This is a genomic window from Streptomyces sp. NPDC023723 (assembly GCF_040639815.1).
Lineage (GTDB): Bacteria > Actinomycetota > Actinomycetes > Streptomycetales > Streptomycetaceae > Streptomyces.
Window position 1 is genome coordinate 1 of record NZ_JBFAAP010000028.1, and the last position, 20,429, is coordinate 20,429.

The window sequence follows — 20,429 nt, forward strand, 5'->3', positions numbered from 1 at the left end:
GGCCGCTGTCCAGGGAGGACCTGCCCCGGCTCTGTGCCGAGGTGTGTGCGCTGCTAGGGGCCGGCGCGGCCGACCGGCAGGTGGTCGCCGAAGCCGTCCGGCGGCTGGCGTACCTGCGCCGCGCGGGACGCAGCGGCGAGGCACACGGACTGCTGGCCGAGGCCGCGCAGTGGCCCGCCGTACGCCTGCCCCTGTTCGCCGACGCGCTGCGGGACGCCGGGCTCGGCGCGGACTGGGCCACCCTGCTCTGGGAGGCCGCCGCGCTGCCCGCGGACCGGCTGGTCGACGCCGCCGACGCGCTGGCCGGGGCGGGCCGCGAAGACGACGCCGAGCAGATCCTGCGGCAGGGCGTCGTACGGCCGGCCGACGAGATCGGCCGGGGCGTCCTCGGCCTGGTCGACGCCGGCCGGCACCGCGCGGCCCGGGTCCTGCTCGGCGCCTACGTCCGGGTCCGCACCCCCGAACAGGCCGCGCCCAGCGTCGCCCCCGACCCGCCGCGCCTCGTCCCGCTGCTGCTCGAAGCCGCCCTCGGCGTCGGCGACGAACGGCACTGGGATCTCGTACACGCCCTGCGGGTGGCCGGACTGGCGGGCTGACCGGGCTGACCTGCCGGGGAGCCCGCTCGTCCACCGGAGTGTGAAACCCGATCGACATCGCGCCTTGACGACGATGGTCTTGGCAAGCTCGTCCGGGAGGCTTACTTTCGTCCTTCTACGGCCTGTTCTACGGGCGTAGAGGCTTCTGACGTCGCGTCGAAGGAGCAGCTCATGGCCAACGTCGTACGTGCCGCTCTGGTCCAGGCCACCTGGACCGGGGACACCGAGTCCATGGTGGCGAAACACGAGGAGCACGCCCGCGAGGCGGCCCGGCGGGGCGCGAAGATCATCGGGTTCCAGGAAGTCTTCAACGCCCCCTACTTCTGCCAGGTCCAGGACCCCGAGCACTACCGCTGGGCCGAACCCGTGCCGGACGGCCCCACCGTCCGCCGGATGCGGGCCCTCGCCCGCGAGACCGGCATGGTCGTCGTCGCCCCCGTCTTCGAGGTCGAGCAGTCCGGCTTCTACTACAACACCGCCGCCGTGATCGACGCCGACGGCACCGTCCTCGGCACCTACCGCAAGCATCACATCCCGCAGGTGCACGGCTTCTGGGAGAAGTACTACTTCCGGCCCGGCAACCTCGGCTGGCCGGTCTTCGACACCGCCGTGGGCCGGGTCGGCGTCTACATCTGCTACGACCGGCACTTCCCGGAGGGCTGGCGACAACTCGGCCTCAACGGCGCCCAGTTGGTGTACAACCCGTCCGCCACCCACCGCGGCCTCTCGGCCCACCTGTGGCGGCTGGAGCAGCCCGCGGCGGCGGTCGCCAACGAGTACTTCGTCGCCGCCATCAACCGCGTCGGCCAGGAGGAGTACGGCGACAACGACTTCTACGGCACCTCCTACTTCGTCGACCCGCGCGGCCAGTTCGTCGGTGACACCGCCAGCGACAGCAAGGAGGAACTGGTCGTCCGCGACCTCGACTTCGGCCTCGTCGAACAGGTGCGGCAGCAGTGGGCCTTCTACCGCGACCGCCGCCCCGACGCCTACGAGGGGCTGGTGCGGCCGTGACCCACGACCTGCTGGGCCGCCACCGGGCCGTGCTGCCCGACTGGCTCGCCCTGTACTACGAGGACCCCCTGGAGATCACCCACGGCGAGGGCCGGCACGTGTGGGACGCGGCCGGCCGCAAGTACCTGGACTTCTTCGGCGGCATCCTCACCACCATGACCGCGCACGCCCTGCCCGAGGTGTCCAAGGCGGTCGCGGAACAGGCCGGCCGCCTCCTGCACTCCTCGACCCTCTACCTCAACCGGCCGATGGTCGAACTCGCCGAGCGGATCGCCAAGGTGAGCGGCATCCCCGAGGCCCGGGTCTTCTTCACCACCTCCGGCACCGAGGCCAATGACACGGCTCTGCTGCTGGCGACGGCGTACCGGCGCAGCAACACGGTCCTGGCGATGCGCAACAGCTACCACGGCCGCTCGTTCAGCAGCGTCGGCATCACCGGCAACCGCGGCTGGTCACCCACCTCCCTCTCCCCGCTCCAGACCCTCTACGTGCACGGCGGCGTCCGCACCCGGGGCCCCTACGCGCACCTGGACGACCGGGAGTTCATCGCGGCGTGCGTCGCGGACCTGACGGATCTGCTCGGCCACACCCGCCCGCCGGCCGCGCTGATCGCCGAACCCGTGCAGGGCGTCGGCGGGTTCACCTCCCCGCCGGACGGCCTGTACGCCGCCTTCCGCGAGGTGCTGCACGAACGCGGCATCCTGTGGATCTCCGACGAGGTGCAGACCGGCTGGGGCCGCACCGGCGACCACTTCTGGGGCTGGCAGGCGCACGGCCGCGGCGGCCCGCCCGACATCGTGACGTTCGCCAAGGGCATCGGCAACGGCATGTCCATCGGCGGGGTCGTCGCCCGCGCCGAGATCATGAACTGCCTGGACGCGAACAGCATCGCCACCTTTGGCGGCACCCAGATCACCATGGCGGCCGGTCTCGCCAACCTCACCTACCTCCTCGAACACGACCTCCAGGGCAACGCCCGGCGGGTCGGCGGACTGCTCATCGAGCGGCTGCGGGCCGTCGCCGCCCGGGTGCCGCACGTCCGCGAGGTGCGCGGCCGGGGCCTGATGATCGGCGTCGAGCTGACCCGGCCCGGCACCGACGAGGCCGACCCGCGGGCCGCCTCGGCGGTACTGGAGGAGGCCCGGGCCGGCGGACTGCTCATCGGCAAGGGCGGCGGCCACGACACCAGCGCGCTGCGCATCGCCCCGCCGCTCACCCTGACCGTCGCGGAGGCCGAGGAGGGCGCCGCGATCCTGGAGCGCGCGCTCAGCAGTCTGTAAGTGCCCGGCCCTGAGAGAGGGAACCGCATGAGCAGCAGCAGCCGTACCGTCGTCCGCGGCGGTCTGGTCGTCACCGCCGCCGACGAGGTGCACGCCGACGTCCTGATCGAGGACGGCCGGATCGCCGCCCTCGCCGCCACCGGCACCCCGGCCGCCGAGGCGTTCACCGCCGACCGGGTGCTGGACGCCACCGGCAAGTACGTCATCCCGGGCGGGGTCGACGCCCACACCCACATGGAGATGCCGTTCGGCGGCACCTTCGCCGCCGACACCTTCGAGACCGGCACCCGGGCCGCCGCCTGGGGCGGCACCACCACCGTGGTCGACTTCGCCATCCAGTCCAAGGGCGGCTCGCTGCGCGCGGGCCTGGACGCCTGGCACGCCAAGGCGGAGGGCAACTGCGCGATCGACTACGGCTTCCACATGATCGTCTCCGATGTGCACGAGGAGACGCTGAAGGAGATGGACCTGCTGGTGGCGGAGGGGGTGACCTCGTTCAAGCAGTTCATGGCCTACCCGGGTGTCTTCTACTCCGACGACGGCCAGATCCTGCGCGCCATGCAGCGCGCCGCCGACAACGGCGGCCTGATCATGATGCACGCCGAGAACGGCATCGCCATCGACGTCCTGGTGCAGCAGGCCCTGGCCCGCGGCGAGACCGACCCCCGCTTCCACGGCGAGGTCCGCAAGGCCCTCCTGGAAGCCGAGGCCACCCACCGCGCGATCCGCCTCGCCCAGGTCGCCGGGGCACCGCTGTACGTCGTGCACGTCTCGGCGGTGGAGGCGGTCGCGGAACTGGCCCGGGCTCGCGACGAGGGGCTGCCGGTCTTCGGCGAGACCTGCCCGCAGTACCTGTTCCTGTCCACCGACAACCTGGCCGAGCCGGACTTCGAGGGCGCCAAGTACGTGTGCAGTACGCCGCTGAGGCCGCGCGAGCACCAGGCGGCGCTGTGGCGGGGACTGCGCACCGACGACCTCCAGGTGGTCTCCACCGACCACTGCCCGTTCTGCTTCACCGGCCAGAAGGAACTGGGCCGCGGCGACTTCTCCAAGATCCCCAACGGGCTGCCGGGCGTGGAGAACCGGATGGACCTGCTGCACCAGGCCGTGGTCGACGGGCACATCTCGCGCCGCCGCTGGATCGAGATCGCCTGCGCCGCACCGGCCCGGATGTTCGGCCTGTACGGCCGCAAGGGCACCATCGCGCCGGGCGCGGACGCCGACCTCGTGCTCTACGACCCGGCCGCCGAACAGGTCATCTCCGCCGCCACCCACCACATGAACGTCGACTACTCGGCGTACGAGGGCAGGCGGATCACCGGCCGGGTCGACACCGTCCTCTCGCGCGGCGAGCCGGTCATCACCGAGCGGGAGTACACCGGCCGCAAGGGCCACGGCGTCTACACCCCGCGCTCCACCTGCCAGTACCTGAACTAGGAGCCGCGCCCATGGACTTCGGACTCGTCCTGCAGACCGACCCACCGGCCGCCCGTGTCATCAGCCTCATGAAACGGGCGGAACGAAACGGCTTCCGCTACGGCTGGACCTTCGACTCCGCCGTGCTGTGGCAGGAGCCGTTCGTCATCCACAGCCAGATCCTCGCCAACACCCGGAAGCTGAAGGTCGGCCCGATGGTCACCAACCCGGGCACCCGCGCCTGGGAGGTGACCGCCTCCACCTTCGCCACCCTCAACGACATGTACGGCAACCGCACCGTCTGCGGGATCGGCCGCGGCGACTCCGCGATGCGGGTGGCCGGCCGGCCGCCGACCACACTGGCCCGGCTCAGCGACGCCATGCGGGTCATCCGGGCGCTCGGCAGCGGAGCGGAGGCCGACCTCGGCGGTGGCACGGTGGTCCGTTTCCCGTGGATCGGACCCGGCGCCGAACTCCCCGTCTGGATGGCCGCGTACGGGCCGAAGGCCCTGAAGCTGGCCGGCGAGGAGGCCGACGGCTTCATTCTCCAACTCGCCGACCTCTACCTCACCGAGTACATGGTGCGGGCGGTGCGGGACGCGGCGGTGGCCGCCGGCCGCGACCCGGCCGAGGTCACGGTGTGCGTCGCCGCGCCCGCCTACGTCACCGAGGACGACTCGCCCGCCGCCCTCGCCCACGCCCGCGAGCAGTGCCGCTGGTTCGGCGGCATGGTCGGCAACCACGTGGCCGACCTGGTCGCCAGGTACGGCGAGCACTCCGCCGCCGTACCCGCCGAACTCACCGCCTACATCAAGGCCCGCGACGGCTACGACTACGCCCACCACGGCCGCAGCGGCAACCCGGACACCGGCTTCGTGCCGGACGAGATCGTCGACCGGTTCTGCCTGATCGGACCGGTCGAACGGCACATCGAGAAGCTGACCGCGCTGCGCGCCCTCGGCGTCGACCAGTTCGCCCTCTACGCCATGCACGACGCCCGGGAATCCGTCATCGACACCTACGGATCACAGGTGATCCCGGCCGTCGACGGCTGACCCCGCGCACCCCACCGGTCCCGCACCCGCACGGCCTCTCCCGTCCCCTCGCCCGATTGGCCTGCCCATGACCGACACCGCTCCGATACCCGCCCCCGCCTCCACCGGCGCCGTCGAGCTGCCGGCCGGCGCCTACCCGGCCGGCAGCCGCTACGCCAACGACGACCTGCGGCCCGTCCCGCTCGCCGAGCGGCGCTGGACCACGTACAACTTCGTGGCGCTGTGGATCGGCATGGCCCACTGCATCCCGTCCTGGACGCTGGCCTCCGGGCTGGTGGCGCTGGGCATGGACTGGAAGCAGGCGGTGCTGACCATCGGGCTGGCGAACGTCATCGTGCTGCTGCCGATGCTGCTGACCGGCCACGCCGGGCCGAAGTACGGCATCCCCTTCCCGGTGCTGGCCCGCGCCTCGTTCGGCGTCCGGGGCGCCAACCTGCCCGCGCTGCTGCGGGCGGCGGTGGCCTGCTGCTGGTTCGGCATCCAGACCTGGATCGGCGGCCAGGGCATCTTCGTACTGCTCGGCAAGATCTTCGGCGGCTGGGCGGACGCCGGGCGGGTCGGCGGCTACCCGTGGACCCTGTGGCTGTGCTTCCTGGTCTTCTGGGTGATCGAACTCGCCCTGATTCACCGGGGGATGGAGACGCTGCGCCGGTTCGAGAACTGGGCCGCCCCGTTCGTCCTGGCCGGCGCGGTGGTGCTGCTGGTCTGGATCGCCGGCAAGGCGGGCGGCTTCGGCCCACTGCTGCACGAGCCGTCGAAGGTCGGCTGGGGCGCCGACTTCTGGAAGGTCTTCTTCCCCGGCCTGATGGGCATGATCGGCTTCTGGTCGACGCTGTCCCTGAACATCCCCGACTTCACCCGCTTCGGCCGGGGCCAGCGGGCGCAGGTGTGGGGGCAGAGCCTCGGCCTGCCCACGACCATGACCCTCTTCGCGCTGCTGTCGGTCCTGGTCACCTCCGGCTCGCAGCAGGTGTACGGCGCGGCGATCTGGGACCCGGTCGAGCTGGCCGGCAAGACCGACAACGTGTTCGGTCTGCTCTTCGCGCTGATCACCGTGTTCGTGGCGACGATCTCCGTCAACGTCGCCGCGAACGTCGTCTCACCCGCCTACGACCTGGCCAACCTCGCGCCGAAACGCATCACCTTCCGCACCGGCGCGATCATCACCGGGGTGCTCGGTGTCGTCACCATGCCGTGGAAGCTGACCTCGACGCCCGAGCTGTACATCTTCACCTGGCTCGGTGTGGTCGGCGGTCTGCTCGGCACCGTCGCGGGAATCCTGATCGCCGACTACTGGATCGTGAGGCGCACCGAACTGCACCTGGCCGACCTGTATGTCGCGCACGGGCGGTACTGGTACTCGGGCGGCTGGAACTGGCGGGCCGTCGCCGCGTTCGTGGCCGGCGGCCTGCTCGCCGTGGGCGGCTCTTACTCGACGCTGGACGCGGACGGGAACAAGGCGGGCCCGTTCCCCGTGGACAGCCTGATCCCGTTCCTCCAGCCGCTCGCCGACTACGGCTGGGCCGTCGGACTCGGCACCTCCCTCGCCGTCTACCTCGCGCTGACGGCCGGCCGCCGGCGCGGGGCGGGTCAGCCCTGACCGTCCGCCAGGGAGGCCACGGCCTCCTTGGCGGCCTTGATGGCACCCTTGTTGATCGTGTCCGTGTCCGGTGCCTTCTTCGACTCGAAGTCGCTGCCGTTGTAGGTGATGACCACCAGGGCGTTGGCGGCCCGGACCACCACCGTGCCCTCCCGGGTCTGCTGCTTGTCCTCGGTGGTGAGGTTGACGACGGAGTACGCCGCGTCGCCGAGCCCTTCGACCGCGCCGCCGCCGCTCTTGTCGGTGATCCGCTCCTGGTACGTCTTCGCGGCCGCCTCGTCGGACTCCGTCACCTCGAAGGAGACGTCGAGCCAGCGGTAGTCGTACCCCTTGAGCGCGTTCCACGAGCAGGTGCGGCGCACCGCGGCGTCGGTGGAGGCGATCTCCTTGCCGGCCGTCTTGGCGCCCGGCACCAGCGAGGTGATCGTCTTCTTCGCCAGGCTCGCGCAGGGACCGGGGGCACTGGCGTACGTCTTCGTCGCCGCCCGGCTGGCGGACGCGGAGGCGGTCGGTGTGCCGGAGGCGGTCGCCGTCGCCTCGGGGCCGGCGGCCGAGGTGGTGTCGGACGGCGACGACAGCACCCAGCCCGCCGTGGCGAGCACGGCGACCGGGGCCAGGCGCGCGGTGAGGGCGAGCGGCAGGGGTAGCGAGGACACGGCGCACTTCTCGTGGGGGACGGTGCGGAGGGGTCCGCACAGCGGACGGGACGCCAGTCTCACACGTCTCCCTGTGGGGCGGAAGGGTGAACTCGCTCCGTGCCCGCGCGGTGACGCAGACGGCCCCGCACGGACCGTCAGGGGCGGCGGGCGACCGCCGTCCGAGACGTCAACTCCCGTTGCGGCTCGGCCCGTTCGCCGTCTCCTCCTGCCGGCGATGCGTCTCGTCGATCGTCGCCATGTGCCGCTCGGCCCAGGCGCGCAGCGCGGACAGCGGCTCCTCCAGGGAGCGGCCGAGGTCGGTCAGCCGGTAGTGCACGGCGGGCGGCACGGTCGGCTCCACCCGGCGGTCCACCAGGCCGTCACCGACCAGGCCGCGCAGGGTGACGGAGAGCATCTTCTGCGAGATGCCCGGCATCCGGCGCCGCAGATCCGCGAACCGCACCTCGCCGGGGGCCGCGTCGGCGAGCACCTTGATCGCCATCGAGGTCCACTTGGTGCCGATGCGGTCCAGCAACTGCCGGGTCGGGCACAGCGGATCGAAGAGGTCACCGCGCCGGGACGTGGTCACGCCGGGCTCACCACCTGTCGGGAAAGTGCCGTCTGGGCAACCCGATGGTAGTTCCCTACGGTTGCCTTGTCTCCTTTGGTTACCGCCCGCCACCTCCTGCTTTCTGGAGTTCGACATGCCCGAGCTGCGCCGGATCGCCGTCAACGGAGTGGAGCTGAACGTGGCCCTGGACGGCAGCGGACCGCCCGTCCTGCTGCTGCACGGCTTCCCGCACACCTGGGAGGTGTGGCGGGAGGTGCTGGCCGGCCTCACCGACCGGTACACGGTCATCGCGCCCGACCTGCGGGGCTTCGGGGCCAGCGGCCCGGCCGCCGCCGGGTACGACGCCGGCACGCTGGCCGAGGACGCCGCCGCCCTGCTGGCGGCGCTCGGCGCGAGAGGCGCCGCGGTGGCCGGCATCGACGCCGGTGCGCCCCCGGCGTTCCTGCTGGCCGTGCGCCGCCCGGACCTGGTGCGCCGGCTGGTCCTCATGGAGTCCCTGATCGGCCGGCTGCCCGGCGCCGAGGACTTCCTCGCGCACGGCGCCCCGTGGTGGTTCGGCTTCCACCGCGTGCCCGGACTGGCGGAATCGGTGCTGGCGGGCAACGAGGCCCGGTACGTCGACTTCTTCCTCACCTCGGGCACCCTCGGCGACGGCGTGCCGGCCGACGTACGGGACCGCTTCGTGCACGCCTACACCGGACGCGACGCGCTGCGCCGGGCCTTCTCCTCCTATCGCGCGCTGGACGAGAGCGCGGCCCAGATCGAACGGGCCGTCGCCGCCGCGCTGCTGACCGTGCCGACCCTGGCGATCGGCGCGCACCCGGTCGGCGCCGCGCTGGAACGCCAGCTCGGTCCGGTCACCGACGACCTCACCGGTCGGATCGTCGAGGACTGCGGCCACATCATCCCGCTGCACCGCCCGCGGCGGCTCCTCGCCCTCCTGCGCCCGTTCCTGGCGGGTCACCCCGTGCCACCGGACCGGAGGGGTGCTTGATCACTCGTCCAAGTGGCCGGTCAGGCGGCGGCGTTCCCGGTGACGAAGTCGGTCAGCGCGGCGGCGACGGCGGCGGGCTGTTCATCGGGGATGAAGTGGCCCGATTCCGGCACGACGATCCCGGTGGCGCGGTCGGCCCACGGCTTGAGGGAGGCCGCCATGTCGGGGATGGAGCCGTGGCTGCCGGAGATGCCGAGCAGCGGGAGCTCCAGGCGCTGCCGTTGCAGCGCTTCGTGGTTCCGCCGTGCCGACTCGGCGGCGTCCCGGTAGTAGGCCAGCGAGGCACGGAGACCGCCGTCGGCGGCCACCGACGCGGCGTACCGCTCGATCTCGGCGTTGTCGAAGGTGTCCGCGGCGAGGGTCTTGGCCTTCAGGAACCAGCCGACGTACTCCCGTTCGCGGCCGGCGAGCAGTGTCTCGGGCAGCTCGGGCACCAGGTGGAAGGCGAAGTGCCAGGTCTTCCAGGCCCGCGCCGGGTCGGTCGGAACGGCGTCGGGGAGGGTGATGCCCGGGATGCCGGCGTCCAGCAGCGCCAGGCCGCGCAACCCGCTCCGGTACTTCAGGGCGAGGGAGAAGGCGACCCAGGCGCCGATGTCGTGGGCGACCAGCCAGTAGGCCGGGACACCGAGCGCCTCGACCGCGGCGTGCACGTGCGCGGCGACCGTGTGCGTGTCGTAGCTGATGTCCGGGCGTTCGGAGTGGCCCTGGCCCGGCAGGTCGATCGCGATCACGCGGAACCGGCCGGCCAGGCTCGGCATCACCTTGCGCCATGCCCACCAGGTCTGCGGGAACCCGGCGAGCAGCACGACGGGCGGCCCGTCCGGCCGGTCGCCCTCGACCGCGTGCAGCCGGACGCCGCCCGCGTCGACCCAGCGGTGGGTGAAACCGGCCAGGTCGGGCAGTGGCAGGTCGCGGACCGGGTTGCCGGGGACGCGGGGGGTGTGCGCGGGGTCGGCCATGACTTTCCTCCACTGGTGTCAGGTGTGCGTGCGCGTGCCGGTCGATCCGGTGCGCCGGGGCCGGCCGGGGGCGCGGCCCACGAGCGCGGCGGCCACGACGAGCGCGGCGGGCATGGCTGCACCCTAACCCATCTTGAACTGATTAGTTCAAGATGGGTATGGTGGTCTCCACCGAGAAGGCCGGGAAGGCCGGGTAAGCCGGAAGGCCGACAGGAGGGAGGCGCGGCATGGCGGGCAAGAAGCAGTTCGACGTCGCCGCGGCGCTGGATGCCGCGATGGTCCAGTTCTGGCGGGCCGGTTACGCGGACACGTCGGTGGACGACCTGTCCCGGGCGACCGGGCTCAACCGCAGCTCCATCTACTCCTCCCTCGGCGACAAGGACACGCTCTTCCTGCGCTGCCTGGAGCGGTACACCACGCGCTACGGAGACAAGTACGACGCCGCGCTGTCCTGCGCCGCCGACCGGCCGCTGGCGGCCGCGCGGGCGTTCTTCGACGTCACCCTGGAACGCATCGCGGACCCCCGCCTGCCCGACGGCTGCCTGGTGGCCCAGACCGTCATGGCCACCCCGGTGCTGAGCGCGGGCGTCGCGGCCCGGGCGCGGGAGGCGATCGGCTTCCAGCACGCCCGGCTGCGCACCGCGCTGACGGCCGGCCGGCTGTCCGACGCGGCGGCCGAGTCCTTCGCGGCCCACCTCGCGGCCGTGAACCAGTCCCTCGCCGTCATGAGCAGGGCCGGAACCAGTACGGAGCAGTTGCGCGCCGTCGTCGACGTGACCCTCGACGCACTCGCGCGGGCTCTCGGCGCCAGCGACTGAGGTGCCGGCGGTCAGGGCACCCGGGCGGTCCACTCCGGACTGCTGAACTTGGTCTCGGCGAGCTCCTTGGCGCGGGCCATCTCCTCGGCGGTGACGTGGCCTTCGGCCAGTCCGTAGCGGTTGCGGAAGGAGGCCAGCATCCGGTCGATGACCGCTTCCCGGGGCAGGCCGGTCTGGCGGCGCAGGGGGTCGACGCGCTTCTTGGCGCTCCTGGTGCCCTTGTCCGACATCTTCTCCTTGCCGATGCGCAGGACCTCCAGCATCTTGTCGGCGTCGATGTCGTAGCTCATGGTGACGTGGTGCAGGACGGCGCCGGGACCGTCGTCGGTGGCGACCACGCGCTTCTGGGCGGCGCCGCCGATCTTGCCGGCGTCGGTGGCGATGTCGTTGAGGGGCTGGTACCAGGCCTTGATGCCCATGTCGGCGAAGGCGCCGAGCACCCAGTCGTCCAGGTAGGCGTAGGACTCGGCGAAGGACAGGCCGGAGACGAGCGGCGCGGGCACCGACAGCGAGTAGGTGATGCTGTTCCCGACCTCCACGAACATGGCACCCCCACCGGAGATGCGTCGCACGACGCTGATGCCGTGCCGGGCGGCGCCCGCCGGGTCGACCTCGTTGCGCAGCGACTGGAAACTGCCGATGATCACCGCGGGCCCGCCCCATTCCCACACCCGCAGGGTGGGGCCGCGGCGGCCGGCGGCGACCTCGGCGGTGAGGACCTCGTCGAGGGCCATGTGCAGGGCGGGGGACTGGGGGGCGTCATGGACGAGCTGCCAGTCGTAGTCGGTCCAGTCCGTCGCCCTGGCCAGGGCGCGGCGCACCGCCACGGCCACGCCCTCCGACGTGAGGCCGTACATGACGGTGCCCTCGGGCAGGGCGGCGTCGACACGGGCGGCGAGGCCGGCGGCGTCGGTCTCGGCCGCGGCGCCTTCGAGGGCCCGGTCGATGGCGAGCAGGGCCTCGTCCGGCTCCAGGAAGAAGTCGCCCGACACCCGGACGTCGCGCAGCGCGCCGTCGGCCACGTCGAGATCGACGACGACCAGCTTGCCACCCGGGACCTTGTACTCCCCGTGCATCTTTCCTCCACGTGCCGTTTTCCCGATCAACGGTAACTCGCCCGCACACCGGCCCGGCGGGCACCGAGGGCTCCCGGGCGCACCCGGTGTTCGTCCCGATTCCACCCGGTGCACACCGCCCGGGAGGGGATTGTCAGTGCCGCGTGCTCTCATGGAGGCATGATCGAGAACAACGAAACCATCGACGAGTTTCTCGCCCGGCACGCCGACGACGTGGAGGAGGCCGTCCGCAAGGCGGCCGCGCAGGAGGTGATGCCGCGCTGGCGCCGGCTCGCCGCGCACGAGGTCGACCAGAAGGCCGGACCGCACGACCTGGTGACGGACGCCGACCGCGACGCCGAGCAGTACCTCACCGAGGCCCTGATCGCCCTGCTCCCCGGCTCGGTCGTGGTCGGCGAGGAGGCGGTGCACGCCAACCCGGCCAGCTACGACGCGGTGCGCGGCGACGCGCCGGTGTGGATCGTCGACCCCGTCGACGGCACCCGGCAGTTCGTCCACGGCGACAGCGGCTTCTGCACCCTGGTCGCCCTCGCCCACCACGGCGAGCTGCTCGCCTCCTGGACCCACGCGCCCGCCCGCGACCAGTTCGCCACGGCGATACGCGGCCGGGGCGCCTTCCTGGACGGCGAGCGGCTGTACGCCGGTCCGCCCGAGCCCGGCCGCGACCTGCGGATCGCCACCTCCCACCCGGACTTCACCACCGACGAACAAAAGCGCGTCCTGCGCGCCCTCGACGTCCCGGGCCTGGCACCGCGCCCCTGCGGCTCGGCCGGACTGGAGTACCTGGCCGTCGCCCGCGGCGAGCTGGAGGCCACCGTCTTCGGCTGGGAGGCCGCCTGGGACCACGCGGCGGGGCTGCTGCTGGTCGAGGAGGCCGGCGGTACGCACCTGACCCTGACCGGCGAGCCGTTCCGCGTCACGGGCGGCAACGACCTGCCGTTCACCGCGGCCCGCGACGCGGCCACCGCCCGCCGGACCATCGCGGTGCTGTCCGGCGGCGCCGCCTGACGGGCCCGCGCCCCGACCGGCCCGGTGGCCCGCGCCCCGACCGGCCCGGGGCTCGGGCCGGTCGGGCCAGTCGGGTCGGTCGGGCCGGTCCAGTGGGCACCGGTGCCCGGGGCCCGCGAAGACCCGGGGCCTATCCTGGTCCGAGTGGCCATCGGCTGACGAAGGGGTCCGAGGTGCCGTCGATGCTCGATGCGGTCGTGGTGGGTGCGGGGCCGAACGGGCTGACCGCTGCCGTGGAGCTGGCCCGGCGCGGCTTCTCCGTCGCCGTCTTCGAGGCCCGGAGCACCGTGGGCGGCGGTGCCCGCACCGAGGAGCTGACCCTGCCCGGCTTCCGGCACGACCCGTGCGCCGCTGCCCACCCCCTCGGGATCAACTCACCGGCCTTCCGCGCCCTGCCCCTGGACCGCTACGGCCTCCAGTGGCTGCACGCCGACCTGCCGATGGCCCACCCGTCCCTGGACGGTTCGGCCGCCGTGCTCGCCCGCTCGGTGGGGGAGACCGCCGCCTCCCTGGGACCGCGCGACGCGGGCACCTACCGCAGACTGGTCGAACCCTTCCTGCCGCACTGGGACACGCTGGTCCGGGACTTCATGTCGCTGCCGCTGACCGCGCTGCCCCGCGACCCGGTCACCCTGGCCCGCTTCGGCCTCACCGGTCTGCCCCCGTCGACCTGACTGATGCGCCGTTTCCACGACGAGAAGGCCAAGACCTTGCTGGCCGGTCTGGTCGCGCACGTCATGGCACCGCTCGGCGGCCTCGCCACCTCCGCCATCGGCCTGGTCTTCCTCCTCGCCGCGCACGCCCGCGGCTGGCCGGTGGCCCGCGGCGGCTCCCAGGCGATCTCCGACGCCCTCACCGCCTACCTCACCGACCTCGGCGGCACCGTGCACACCGACTACGAGGTCAAGCGGCTGGACGACCTGCCGCCCGCCCGCGCCTACGTCTTCGACACCTCGCCCACCGCGCTGGCCCGCATCGCCGGCTTCGGCCGGGCCTACGACGGCTACCGGTACGGCCCCGGCGTCTTCAAGATCGACTACGCGCTGGACGGCCCCGTCCCGTGGACCGCGCCCGAGGCCCGCGTCGCCGGCACCGTGCAGGTCGGCGCGGACAGCGCCGAGATCGGCACCGCCCTGCACGACGCCTCCCGGGCCGGCCGCGCCCCGGAGCGGCCGTTCCTGATCACCGTGCAGCCCAGCGTCGCCGACCCCACCCGCGCGCCGCGCGGCAAGCAGGTCTTCTGGGCGTACGGCCATGTCCCCAGCGGCTGGCGGGGCGACCTCACCGATGTCATCGAACGCCAACTGGAGCGGTTCGCCCCCGGCTTCCGCGACCGCGTCCTGGCCCGCGCCACCGCCGGCCCGCCCGAACTGGCCGCCCGCAACGCCAACTACGTCGGCGGCGACATCGCCTCCGGCGCGGTCTCCGGCCTCCAGGCGCTGCTCCGCCCCAAGCCGTCCCTGTTCCCGTACGCCACCCCGCATCCGGCCGTCTTCATCTGCTCCTCGGCGACCCCGCCCGGCCCCGGGGTGCACGGCATGTCGGGGCACAACGCGGCGAAGGCCGTCTGGCGCAGACTGCGGCAGCCATGACCCGCATCACCCTGGTCCGGGGTGACCTCACCCGCGAGCACGCCGACGCGATCGTCAACGCGGCCAACTCCTCGCTGCTCGGCGGCGGCGGTGTCGACGGCGCCATCCACCGCCGCGGCGGCCCGGCGATCCTCGACGCCTGCCGCGACCTGCGCGCCTCGCGGTACGGCGGAGGTCTGCCCACCGGACAGGCGGTCGCCACCACCGCGGGCGCGCTGGCCGCCCGCTGGGTGATCCACACCGTCGGCCCGGTCTGGTCCGCCACCGAGGACCGCTCCGGCCTGCTCGCCGCCTGCCACCGGCAGTGCCTGCGCGTCGCCGACGAACTGGGCGCCCGTACCGTGGCGTTCCCGGCCATCTCCACCGGTGTCTACCGCTGGCCGGTGCCGGACGCGGCGCGCATCGCCCTGGCGGCGGTGCGGGACGCGGACACCGAGGTGGCGGAGGTCCGGTTCGTGCTCTTCGACGACCGGGCGCACGCCGCGTTCGCCGCCGAGCTCGGCCGGCCGCGGCGATCAGCGGCCGGGGACCCGGGGGACGCGTAGCCGGAAGCACGCGCCGAGGGTCCGGGGGGCGAGGGTGAGCGTGCCTTGGTGGCGGTGCGCCAGGTCGCGGGCGATGGCGAGGCCCAGGCCGGTGCCGCCGTGGTCGCGGGAGCGGGCGTCGTCGAGCCGGACGAACCGTTCGAAGACGCGCTCGGCGTCCTCGGCGGGCACGCCCGGTCCGTCGTCGTGCACGGTGAGGACCACCCAGCCGTCCTCGGCGCGGACGGTGATCTGGACGCGGTGTGCGGCGTGCCGGACGGCGTTGTCGACGAGGTTGCGCAGCAGCCGTTCGTAGCCGTCGGGGTCCCCGTGCACGGGGGCGGGGGCGGTGCTGTCGCAGGTGAGGGCCAACGGCCGTCCGGTGAGCGGGTACTGCTCGGCGAGCCGGGCGGCGAGGGCGGTCAGGTCGACGGTGCCGGGGCCGGCCGCGGGGGTGCGGGTGTCGAGGCGGGCGAGGAGCAGCAGGTCCTCGGCGAGGGCCTGGAGACGGCGGGTCTGCCGGGCGGCGGTGGTGGCCGCGGCGGGCCAGTCGGTGCGGTCCGGGTAGGCGAGCGCGACTTCCAGGCTGGCCAGCAGGGTGGTGAGCGGGCTGCGCAGTTCGTGGGCGGCGTCCGCGACGAACCGGCGCTGCTGGGCGGCGGCGTTGTCGAGGCGTTGCAGGGTGGTGTTGATGGTGGTGGCCAGGGCGGTGATCTCGTGTCCGGTGGCGGGGACGGTGACGCGTTCGCGCGGGTCGCCGGCGGTGACCGAGGCGGTGAGCACCCGGATGGCCTCGACCGGCCGCAGCGCGACCCGGACGGCGAAGTAGGCGGCGGCGGCGATCAGCAGGAGGCCGACGAGCCCGGCCCGCAGCAGCACGCGGTCGGTGGTCTCGGTGATGTCCTCGGCCGTGTGCGGGAGCACCACCACATAGGCCCGCAGCGTGGCGTCGTCGGCGACACCCAGAGCGGCGACTTGGTCGCGGCTCAGCCGGCCGGCGCTGATGTCGGTGGACAGGACCGGGTAGGTCCCGCCGGCCATCCGGAGCCGGTCCCTGGAGTCGCCGCCGCCGCGCACCGGTATGCGCAGGGGACGGATCGTCAGGACGTCGGGCGCCTCGGCCGCCGAGGGGGCGGGCAGCACATGGCGGGTGCCGGGATCGAGGTCTTCCATGCCGCCGCCGAAGGAGACAGCGGCGCGTCGGCCGGTCGCGACGACCTCGTACGGCGCGGCCCCGCCTCTGCGCCGGGGAACCACCCCCTCGTTCAGCTGATCGGCGAGCGCCCACACCTGCGTCTCGGCCTGCTTCTCGGCGATCCGGGTGCCCTGGCGGTAGACGTCGTGGTGCACCCACCAGCCGAGGCCGGCCAGGACGACGGCGGTGGCCGCGGCGGCGGCCAGGGCCGTGCGGGCCCGTACCGAACGCGGCCACCAGCGGCGTCCCGGCTCAGTCGCGGTCACGGTCGTCCACCAATCGGTAGCCGGTACCCCGCACGGTCTGCAGGGACTGCCGGTGGAACGCGGCGTCCACCTTCTTGCGCAGGGCGCTGACGCGCGCCTCCACCAGGTTGGGATCCTGGGCCTCGTCGGGCCAGGCGTGGTAGAGCAGATCGGTCTTGGAGACCGCCTGGCCCGCCCGGCGGGCCAGCAGCTCCAGCACGGCGAACTCCCGGGGGGTGAGGTCCACCCGGGCCCCGGCCCGGCGGCAGACCCGGCCGGCCACGTCCAACGAGAGGTCGCCCACGGCGAGGACCGGCGGGGCGACCGCGGCGGCTCGTCTGACCAGGGCCCGCAGCCGGGCGACGAGCACCACGTAGGAGAAGGGTTTGGCCAGGTAGTCGTCGGCCCCCGTGTCCAGGGCCTCGGCCTGGTCCCACTCGCCGTCCTTGGCGGTGAGCACCAGGATGGGGGTCGCGTTGCCCTCCCGGCGCAGTTGGGCGCAGACCTTGTAGCCGTTCAGTCCGGGCAGCATCAAGTCCAGTACCACCAGGGCGTATTCGCCGGTCCGGGCCATCCACAGGCCCTGCCGGCCGTCATGGGCGAGGTCGACGCTGTAGCCCTCGGCGGTCAGGCCGGTGTGCAGGGTATGGGCGAGGTCCACCTCGTCTTCGACCACCAGGATGCGCATGCGGGGCAGCCTCGCACAGCGCCGGCCCGTCTTCCTGATCGTCCGGTCAGGTTGGATCAGCATCCGGTCAACCAGGTCCCGGCACGCTGGCGCGGTTCCCTCGCCGTCGCTGAAAGGCCCCGTCGCCGATGTCCCTAGACCAACGTGCCCCGACCGTGGCCAGGACGGTCCCGCCTCCCGCCGCCGTCCGCCGGCGATCACCGAGCCCGGCCGCAGCCGTCGTCGGCGTACCCCTGCTGCTGACCCTGGCGCTGGGGCTCTGGGGCATTCGCAGGCAGAACACCATGTGGGGGGACGAGTCCGTCACCTGTCAGCTCGCCCGCCGCGACCTGTCGCAGATATGGCACACCGCCCAGCACATCGACCTGGTCCATGCCCTCCACTACGCCGTGATGCACGAGCTCTTTGGTCTCTTCGGCGCCGGGCTGCTGACGTTGCGGCTGCCGTCCGTGCTGGCCATGTCGGTGGCGGCGAGCGGAGTCGGACTGCTGGGGCTGCGGCTGGCCGGCCCCCGGGCCGGACTGCTCGCCGGGCTGGTGTTCGCGCTCCTTCCCCAGGTGCAGAAGTACGCGCAGGAAGGCCGCTCGTACGCCTTGGTCTGCGCCCTGGTCACCTGGGCCACCTACGCACTCGTGGCCGGCGTCGCGCGTCGCGCCCGGTGGCGGTGGGCGGTCTACGGCGTCACCATGCTGCTGGCCTGCCTGCTCCACGAGTTCGCGGTCCTCGCGCTGGTCGCCCACGGTGTCACCCTGCTCGTCTCCCGGGTGCCACGACCGGTGCTGACGGCCTGGAGCGCGGCCGCGGCGGGCGTCGTGGCCGGGCTGCTGCCGCTGGTGATCCGCAGCGCGGGGCAGTCGGAGCAGGTGTCCTGGATCGTCGGACCGGTGCGGTTCCGCTACTTCCTGGTGGTGGCGGTCCTGGGCCTGCTGTGTGCCCGGGCGCCCCTGCGGACGAGGGGCCCGGTGCGGCTCGCCGTGCTGGCCCTGCCGATTCTGGTGCTCCCCGGCCTGTTGCTGCTGATCACCTCACCCGTCAAGCCGCTCTTCGTCGACCGGTACGTGCTCTACGGCAATATCGGCGCCGCCCTGTTGCTGGGCGCCTGGATGGACTGCTTCCTCCGGCTGCGGCGCTCCTCGCGCTACGCGTGGCTCGCGGCGGCCGCAGCACTGGCCGCGCTCGTCCAGCCGAGCCTGGCGCTGCGGACGCCGCAGAGCCGGAGCAACGACGTCACCGCCATCGGCGCCGCCGTCCGCGAGGCGGGCCGCCCCGGCGACGGGCTGCTCTACCTCTCCGGGCAGCACCGCATCCTGACCGCGGCCACCCCCGAGGACACCCGCGGGCTGACCGATCTCGCCCTGGCCCAGGACCCTGTCTCGTCCAACACGCTGGCCGGGGTCGAGCTGCCCGCCCGGGACATCGCGGCCCGGATGCTGGACTTCGACCGGATCGTCGCGGTCCGCGCGGTGGGTGTGCGCCGGCCGGCCGACCCGCGGGAGGCGGCGAAGACCAGCACCCTGCGGCGCCACTTCCACGAGTACCGGACGACCCCGGTCAACGGGGCGCGGATCACCGTCTATGTCCGGGACCACGCCCTCTCGCCGGGGGGATGAGGTGACGGGTGCGGAGGGGACAGGTGCGCAGGCGCCGGGTTTGACGGTCCATTGGATAACCGCTATCTATAGGCGGGTCGTGAAGGAGGGCGGTCCGTGCAGGACGTGGTGCTGGCGCTGCTGGTCAAGGAGCCGTCGCACGGGTACGACCTGCGCAGACGGCTGGCGGCGGCGCTCGGGCCGGTGGGGGAGTCGTTGAACGCGGGGCAGATCTACGTGACGCTCACCCGGCTCGAGAAGGCGGGCCTGGTGGTCCAGGAGCGCGAGGACGTGCCGGTGCGCGGCCCGCGGCGCAAGGTGTACGCACCGACCGCGGCCGGGCACGAGCGGGTGACCGCGTGGCTGGCGGAGGGCGCCGGGCCGCGCGCGGACGTGACGGAGTTCCACCTGAAGCTGGTGGCCGCCGCCGAGTCCCGCCGCGCCGACCCGCTGGCACTCGTGGACGCGCGGCGCCGCGAGCTGCTGCACCGCCTCGCCGAGACCCAGCGCGCCGTCCTCGCGCACGACACCGACTCGGAGGCCGGACTGCTCCTGGAGGGCATCGCCCTCCGGTTGCAGGCCGAGCTGCGCTGGCTGGAGGCGTGCGCGCGGACCTGGTCCGCCCGCGCCCCACGTGGGAAAGGCGGAGGGGCCGGATGACGAGAGACGGTCGGTGGACCGGGAACCGGTCGCGGGGGAGAAGCCGGCGGGGACGGCCGGAAGGGTGCGTGGGCGACGGCGCGGGGGCCGGGTCCGGGCCCGCGCTCCGGGCGGTCGGCCTGTCGCGGACGTACGGGCGGGACGAGAGCCTGGTGTGGGCCGTCGACGCGGTCGACCTCGACGTCCCCGCCGGGCAGACGCTCGCCGTCACCGGCCCCAGCGGCTGCGGAAAGTCGACGCTCCTGCAACTGCTCGGCGGACTGGACCGGCCCACCGACGGCGAGGTGTGGCTCGGCGGGCGGCGCGTCGACGACCTCGGTGAACGCGCGCTGGCCAGGCTGCGCCGCCGGGCCGTCGGCTTCGTGTTCCAGGGCTTCCACCTCATGGACGAGCTGACGGCCGCGGAGAACGTCGAGCTGCCCGCGCTGCTCGCCGGCGCCGGGCCGCGCGCCGCCCGCGACCGGGCCGCGGCCCTCCTCGACCGGGTCGGGCTCGCCGACCGGGCCCGGCATCTGCCCGCGGAGCTGTCCGGCGGGCAGCGGCAGCGGGTCGCCATCGCCCGGGCCCTGGTCAACGAGCCGCTGGTGGTCCTCGCGGACGAGCCCACCGGAAACCTGGACAGCGCCGCGACCCACGACATCCTCCGGCTCTTCGGCGAACTCGGCGCGGCCGGACAGACGTTGGTCGTCGTCACCCACGACGAGCGCGTCGCCGCCACGGCGGACCGCGTCGTCGCCCTGCGCGACGGAACCCTGACGGACGACACCCGTCTGACAGACGGCACCAGCACCGGCACCGGCACCGGCTCCATAGGTTCCGGTGTTGCCACCTCCCCCACCACCCCCCGCGCCACGGCCCCCCGCCCCGGCGGCGCGGGCCTCGGCTCGCTGCTGGACTGGGGGGAGGACTGA

At 73.4% G+C, this 20,429-nt stretch carries 18 protein-coding genes and 2 pseudogenes; 14 read left to right on the forward strand and 6 right to left on the reverse strand.

Annotated elements, in window-relative coordinates:
• The 6 genes and pseudogenes from AB0G32_RS25540 to AB0G32_RS25565 form a co-directional block, all read left to right on the forward strand.
• Positions 1-596 (forward strand): annotated as a pseudogene (locus AB0G32_RS25540) (hypothetical protein); the annotation flags it as partial.
• Between the two features lie 171 nt (positions 597-767).
• The gene (locus AB0G32_RS25545; protein ID WP_361167637.1) at positions 768-1,610 is read left to right on the forward strand and encodes a nitrilase-related carbon-nitrogen hydrolase; all 843 of its coding nucleotides are present in this window, start codon (positions 768-770) and stop codon (positions 1,608-1,610) included.
• On the forward strand, positions 1,607-2,890 hold the full coding sequence (locus AB0G32_RS25550) for an aspartate aminotransferase family protein (RefSeq protein ID WP_361167640.1): 1,284 nt from the start codon (positions 1,607-1,609) through the stop codon (positions 2,888-2,890). Before AB0G32_RS25545 ends, AB0G32_RS25550 begins: the two co-directional genes overlap by 4 nt.
• 27 nt (positions 2,891-2,917) lie before the next feature.
• Positions 2,918-4,327: a dihydropyrimidinase gene (gene hydA, locus AB0G32_RS25555; RefSeq protein ID WP_361167643.1), complete on the forward strand. Its 1,410-nt coding sequence runs from the start codon at positions 2,918-2,920 to the stop codon at positions 4,325-4,327.
• Between the two features lie 11 nt (positions 4,328-4,338).
• Positions 4,339-5,361: a TIGR03842 family LLM class F420-dependent oxidoreductase gene (locus AB0G32_RS25560; protein ID WP_361167646.1), complete on the forward strand. Its 1,023-nt coding sequence runs from the start codon at positions 4,339-4,341 to the stop codon at positions 5,359-5,361.
• A gap of 67 nt (positions 5,362-5,428) precedes the next feature.
• On the forward strand, positions 5,429-6,961 hold the full coding sequence (locus AB0G32_RS25565; protein ID WP_361167649.1) for an NCS1 family nucleobase:cation symporter-1: 1,533 nt from the start codon (positions 5,429-5,431) through the stop codon (positions 6,959-6,961).
• On the opposite strand, the gene AB0G32_RS25570 is transcribed toward AB0G32_RS25565, so the two are convergent.
• Entirely contained in the window at positions 6,952-7,617 is a 666-nt protein-coding gene (locus tag AB0G32_RS25570) for a hypothetical protein (RefSeq protein ID WP_361167652.1), read from the reverse strand. The genes AB0G32_RS25565 and AB0G32_RS25570 overlap by 10 nt on opposite strands.
• A 169-nt stretch (positions 7,618-7,786) precedes the next feature.
• Positions 7,787-8,188, reverse strand: a complete 402-nt coding sequence (locus tag AB0G32_RS25575) for a helix-turn-helix domain-containing protein (protein WP_361167655.1) — start codon at positions 8,186-8,188, stop codon at positions 7,787-7,789.
• Between the two features lie 115 nt (positions 8,189-8,303).
• On the opposite strand from AB0G32_RS25575, the gene AB0G32_RS25580 reads away from it, so the two are divergent.
• A complete protein-coding gene (locus AB0G32_RS25580) occupies positions 8,304-9,164 on the forward strand; it encodes an alpha/beta fold hydrolase (protein WP_361167658.1) in 861 nt (286 codons plus the stop codon).
• Positions 9,165-9,184: 20 nt separating this feature from the next.
• Here the strand turns inward: AB0G32_RS25580 and AB0G32_RS25585 are convergent, their stop codons facing one another.
• Positions 9,185-10,123, reverse strand: coding sequence for an alpha/beta hydrolase (locus AB0G32_RS25585; RefSeq protein ID WP_361167661.1), 939 nt, complete (start codon positions 10,121-10,123; stop codon positions 9,185-9,187).
• Positions 10,124-10,350: 227 nt separating this feature from the next.
• Here AB0G32_RS25585 and AB0G32_RS25590 point away from each other — a divergent pair, with 227 nt between their 5' ends.
• The gene (locus AB0G32_RS25590) at positions 10,351-10,941 is read left to right on the forward strand and encodes a TetR/AcrR family transcriptional regulator (protein WP_361167664.1); all 591 of its coding nucleotides are present in this window, start codon (positions 10,351-10,353) and stop codon (positions 10,939-10,941) included.
• A gap of 11 nt (positions 10,942-10,952) precedes the next feature.
• On the opposite strand, the gene AB0G32_RS25595 is transcribed toward AB0G32_RS25590, so the two are convergent.
• Positions 10,953-12,017 (reverse strand): biotin/lipoate A/B protein ligase family protein, encoded by a 1,065-nt coding sequence (locus AB0G32_RS25595; RefSeq protein ID WP_361167667.1) that lies wholly within the window; start codon positions 12,015-12,017, stop codon positions 10,953-10,955.
• 159 nt (positions 12,018-12,176) lie between these two features.
• On the opposite strand from AB0G32_RS25595, the gene AB0G32_RS25600 reads away from it, so the two are divergent.
• The 3 genes and pseudogenes from AB0G32_RS25600 (at position 12,177) to AB0G32_RS25610 (ending at position 15,162) form a co-directional block, all read left to right on the forward strand.
• Positions 12,177-13,025, forward strand: a complete 849-nt coding sequence (locus tag AB0G32_RS25600) for an inositol monophosphatase family protein (protein WP_361167670.1) — start codon at positions 12,177-12,179, stop codon at positions 13,023-13,025.
• A 182-nt stretch (positions 13,026-13,207) separates the two neighbouring features.
• Positions 13,208-14,617 (forward strand): annotated as a pseudogene (locus tag AB0G32_RS25605) (NAD(P)/FAD-dependent oxidoreductase).
• Positions 14,614-15,162, forward strand: coding sequence for an O-acetyl-ADP-ribose deacetylase (locus tag AB0G32_RS25610; protein WP_361167673.1), 549 nt, complete (start codon positions 14,614-14,616; stop codon positions 15,160-15,162). Before AB0G32_RS25605 ends, AB0G32_RS25610 begins: the two are co-directional and overlap by 4 nt.
• Here the strand turns inward: AB0G32_RS25610 and AB0G32_RS25615 are convergent.
• The gene (locus AB0G32_RS25615) at positions 15,133-16,602 is read right to left on the reverse strand and encodes a HAMP domain-containing sensor histidine kinase (RefSeq protein WP_361167676.1); all 1,470 of its coding nucleotides are present in this window, start codon (positions 16,600-16,602) and stop codon (positions 15,133-15,135) included. The genes AB0G32_RS25610 and AB0G32_RS25615 overlap by 30 nt on opposite strands.
• On the reverse strand, positions 16,589-17,269 hold the full coding sequence (locus AB0G32_RS25620) for a response regulator transcription factor (protein WP_361167679.1): 681 nt from the start codon (positions 17,267-17,269) through the stop codon (positions 16,589-16,591). The genes AB0G32_RS25615 and AB0G32_RS25620 overlap by 14 nt, the downstream gene beginning before the upstream one ends.
• A gap of 155 nt (positions 17,270-17,424) precedes the next feature.
• Between AB0G32_RS25620 and AB0G32_RS25625 the strand changes: the two genes are divergently transcribed.
• From AB0G32_RS25625 to AB0G32_RS25635, 3 genes are all read left to right on the forward strand, one after another.
• A complete protein-coding gene (locus tag AB0G32_RS25625) occupies positions 17,425-18,879 on the forward strand; it encodes a glycosyltransferase family 39 protein (RefSeq protein WP_361167682.1) in 1,455 nt (484 codons plus the stop codon).
• A 96-nt stretch (positions 18,880-18,975) separates the two neighbouring features.
• Positions 18,976-19,518: a PadR family transcriptional regulator gene (locus tag AB0G32_RS25630; RefSeq protein ID WP_361167685.1), complete on the forward strand. Its 543-nt coding sequence runs from the start codon at positions 18,976-18,978 to the stop codon at positions 19,516-19,518.
• 68 nt (positions 19,519-19,586) lie between these two features.
• Positions 19,587-20,429, forward strand: a complete 843-nt coding sequence (locus AB0G32_RS25635; protein ID WP_361167688.1) for an ABC transporter ATP-binding protein — start codon at positions 19,587-19,589, stop codon at positions 20,427-20,429.

Excerpts from the sequence above, each read along its gene's own strand:
- AB0G32_RS25545 (WP_361167637.1), top strand. The coding sequence starts at position 768 with ATGGCCAACGTCGTACGTGCCGCTCTGGTCCAGGCCACCTGGACCGGG.
- hydA (WP_361167643.1), top strand. The coding sequence starts at position 2,918 with ATGAGCAGCAGCAGCCGTACCGTCGTCCGCGGCGGTCTGGTCGTCACC.
- AB0G32_RS25585 (WP_361167661.1), bottom strand. The coding sequence starts at position 10,123 with ATGGCCGACCCCGCGCACACCCCCCGCGTCCCCGGCAACCCGGTCCGC.
- AB0G32_RS25580 (WP_361167658.1), top strand. The coding sequence starts at position 8,304 with ATGCCCGAGCTGCGCCGGATCGCCGTCAACGGAGTGGAGCTGAACGTG.
- AB0G32_RS25560 (WP_361167646.1), top strand. The coding sequence starts at position 4,339 with ATGGACTTCGGACTCGTCCTGCAGACCGACCCACCGGCCGCCCGTGTC.
- AB0G32_RS25620 (WP_361167679.1), bottom strand. The coding sequence starts at position 17,269 with ATGCGCATCCTGGTGGTCGAAGACGAGGTGGACCTCGCCCATACCCTG.
- AB0G32_RS25610 (WP_361167673.1), top strand. The coding sequence starts at position 14,614 with ATGACCCGCATCACCCTGGTCCGGGGTGACCTCACCCGCGAGCACGCC.
- AB0G32_RS25595 (WP_361167667.1), bottom strand. The coding sequence starts at position 12,017 with ATGCACGGGGAGTACAAGGTCCCGGGTGGCAAGCTGGTCGTCGTCGAT.
- AB0G32_RS25590 (WP_361167664.1), top strand. The coding sequence starts at position 10,351 with ATGGCGGGCAAGAAGCAGTTCGACGTCGCCGCGGCGCTGGATGCCGCG.
- AB0G32_RS25600 (WP_361167670.1), top strand. The coding sequence starts at position 12,177 with ATGATCGAGAACAACGAAACCATCGACGAGTTTCTCGCCCGGCACGCC.
- AB0G32_RS25565 (WP_361167649.1), top strand. The coding sequence starts at position 5,429 with ATGACCGACACCGCTCCGATACCCGCCCCCGCCTCCACCGGCGCCGTC.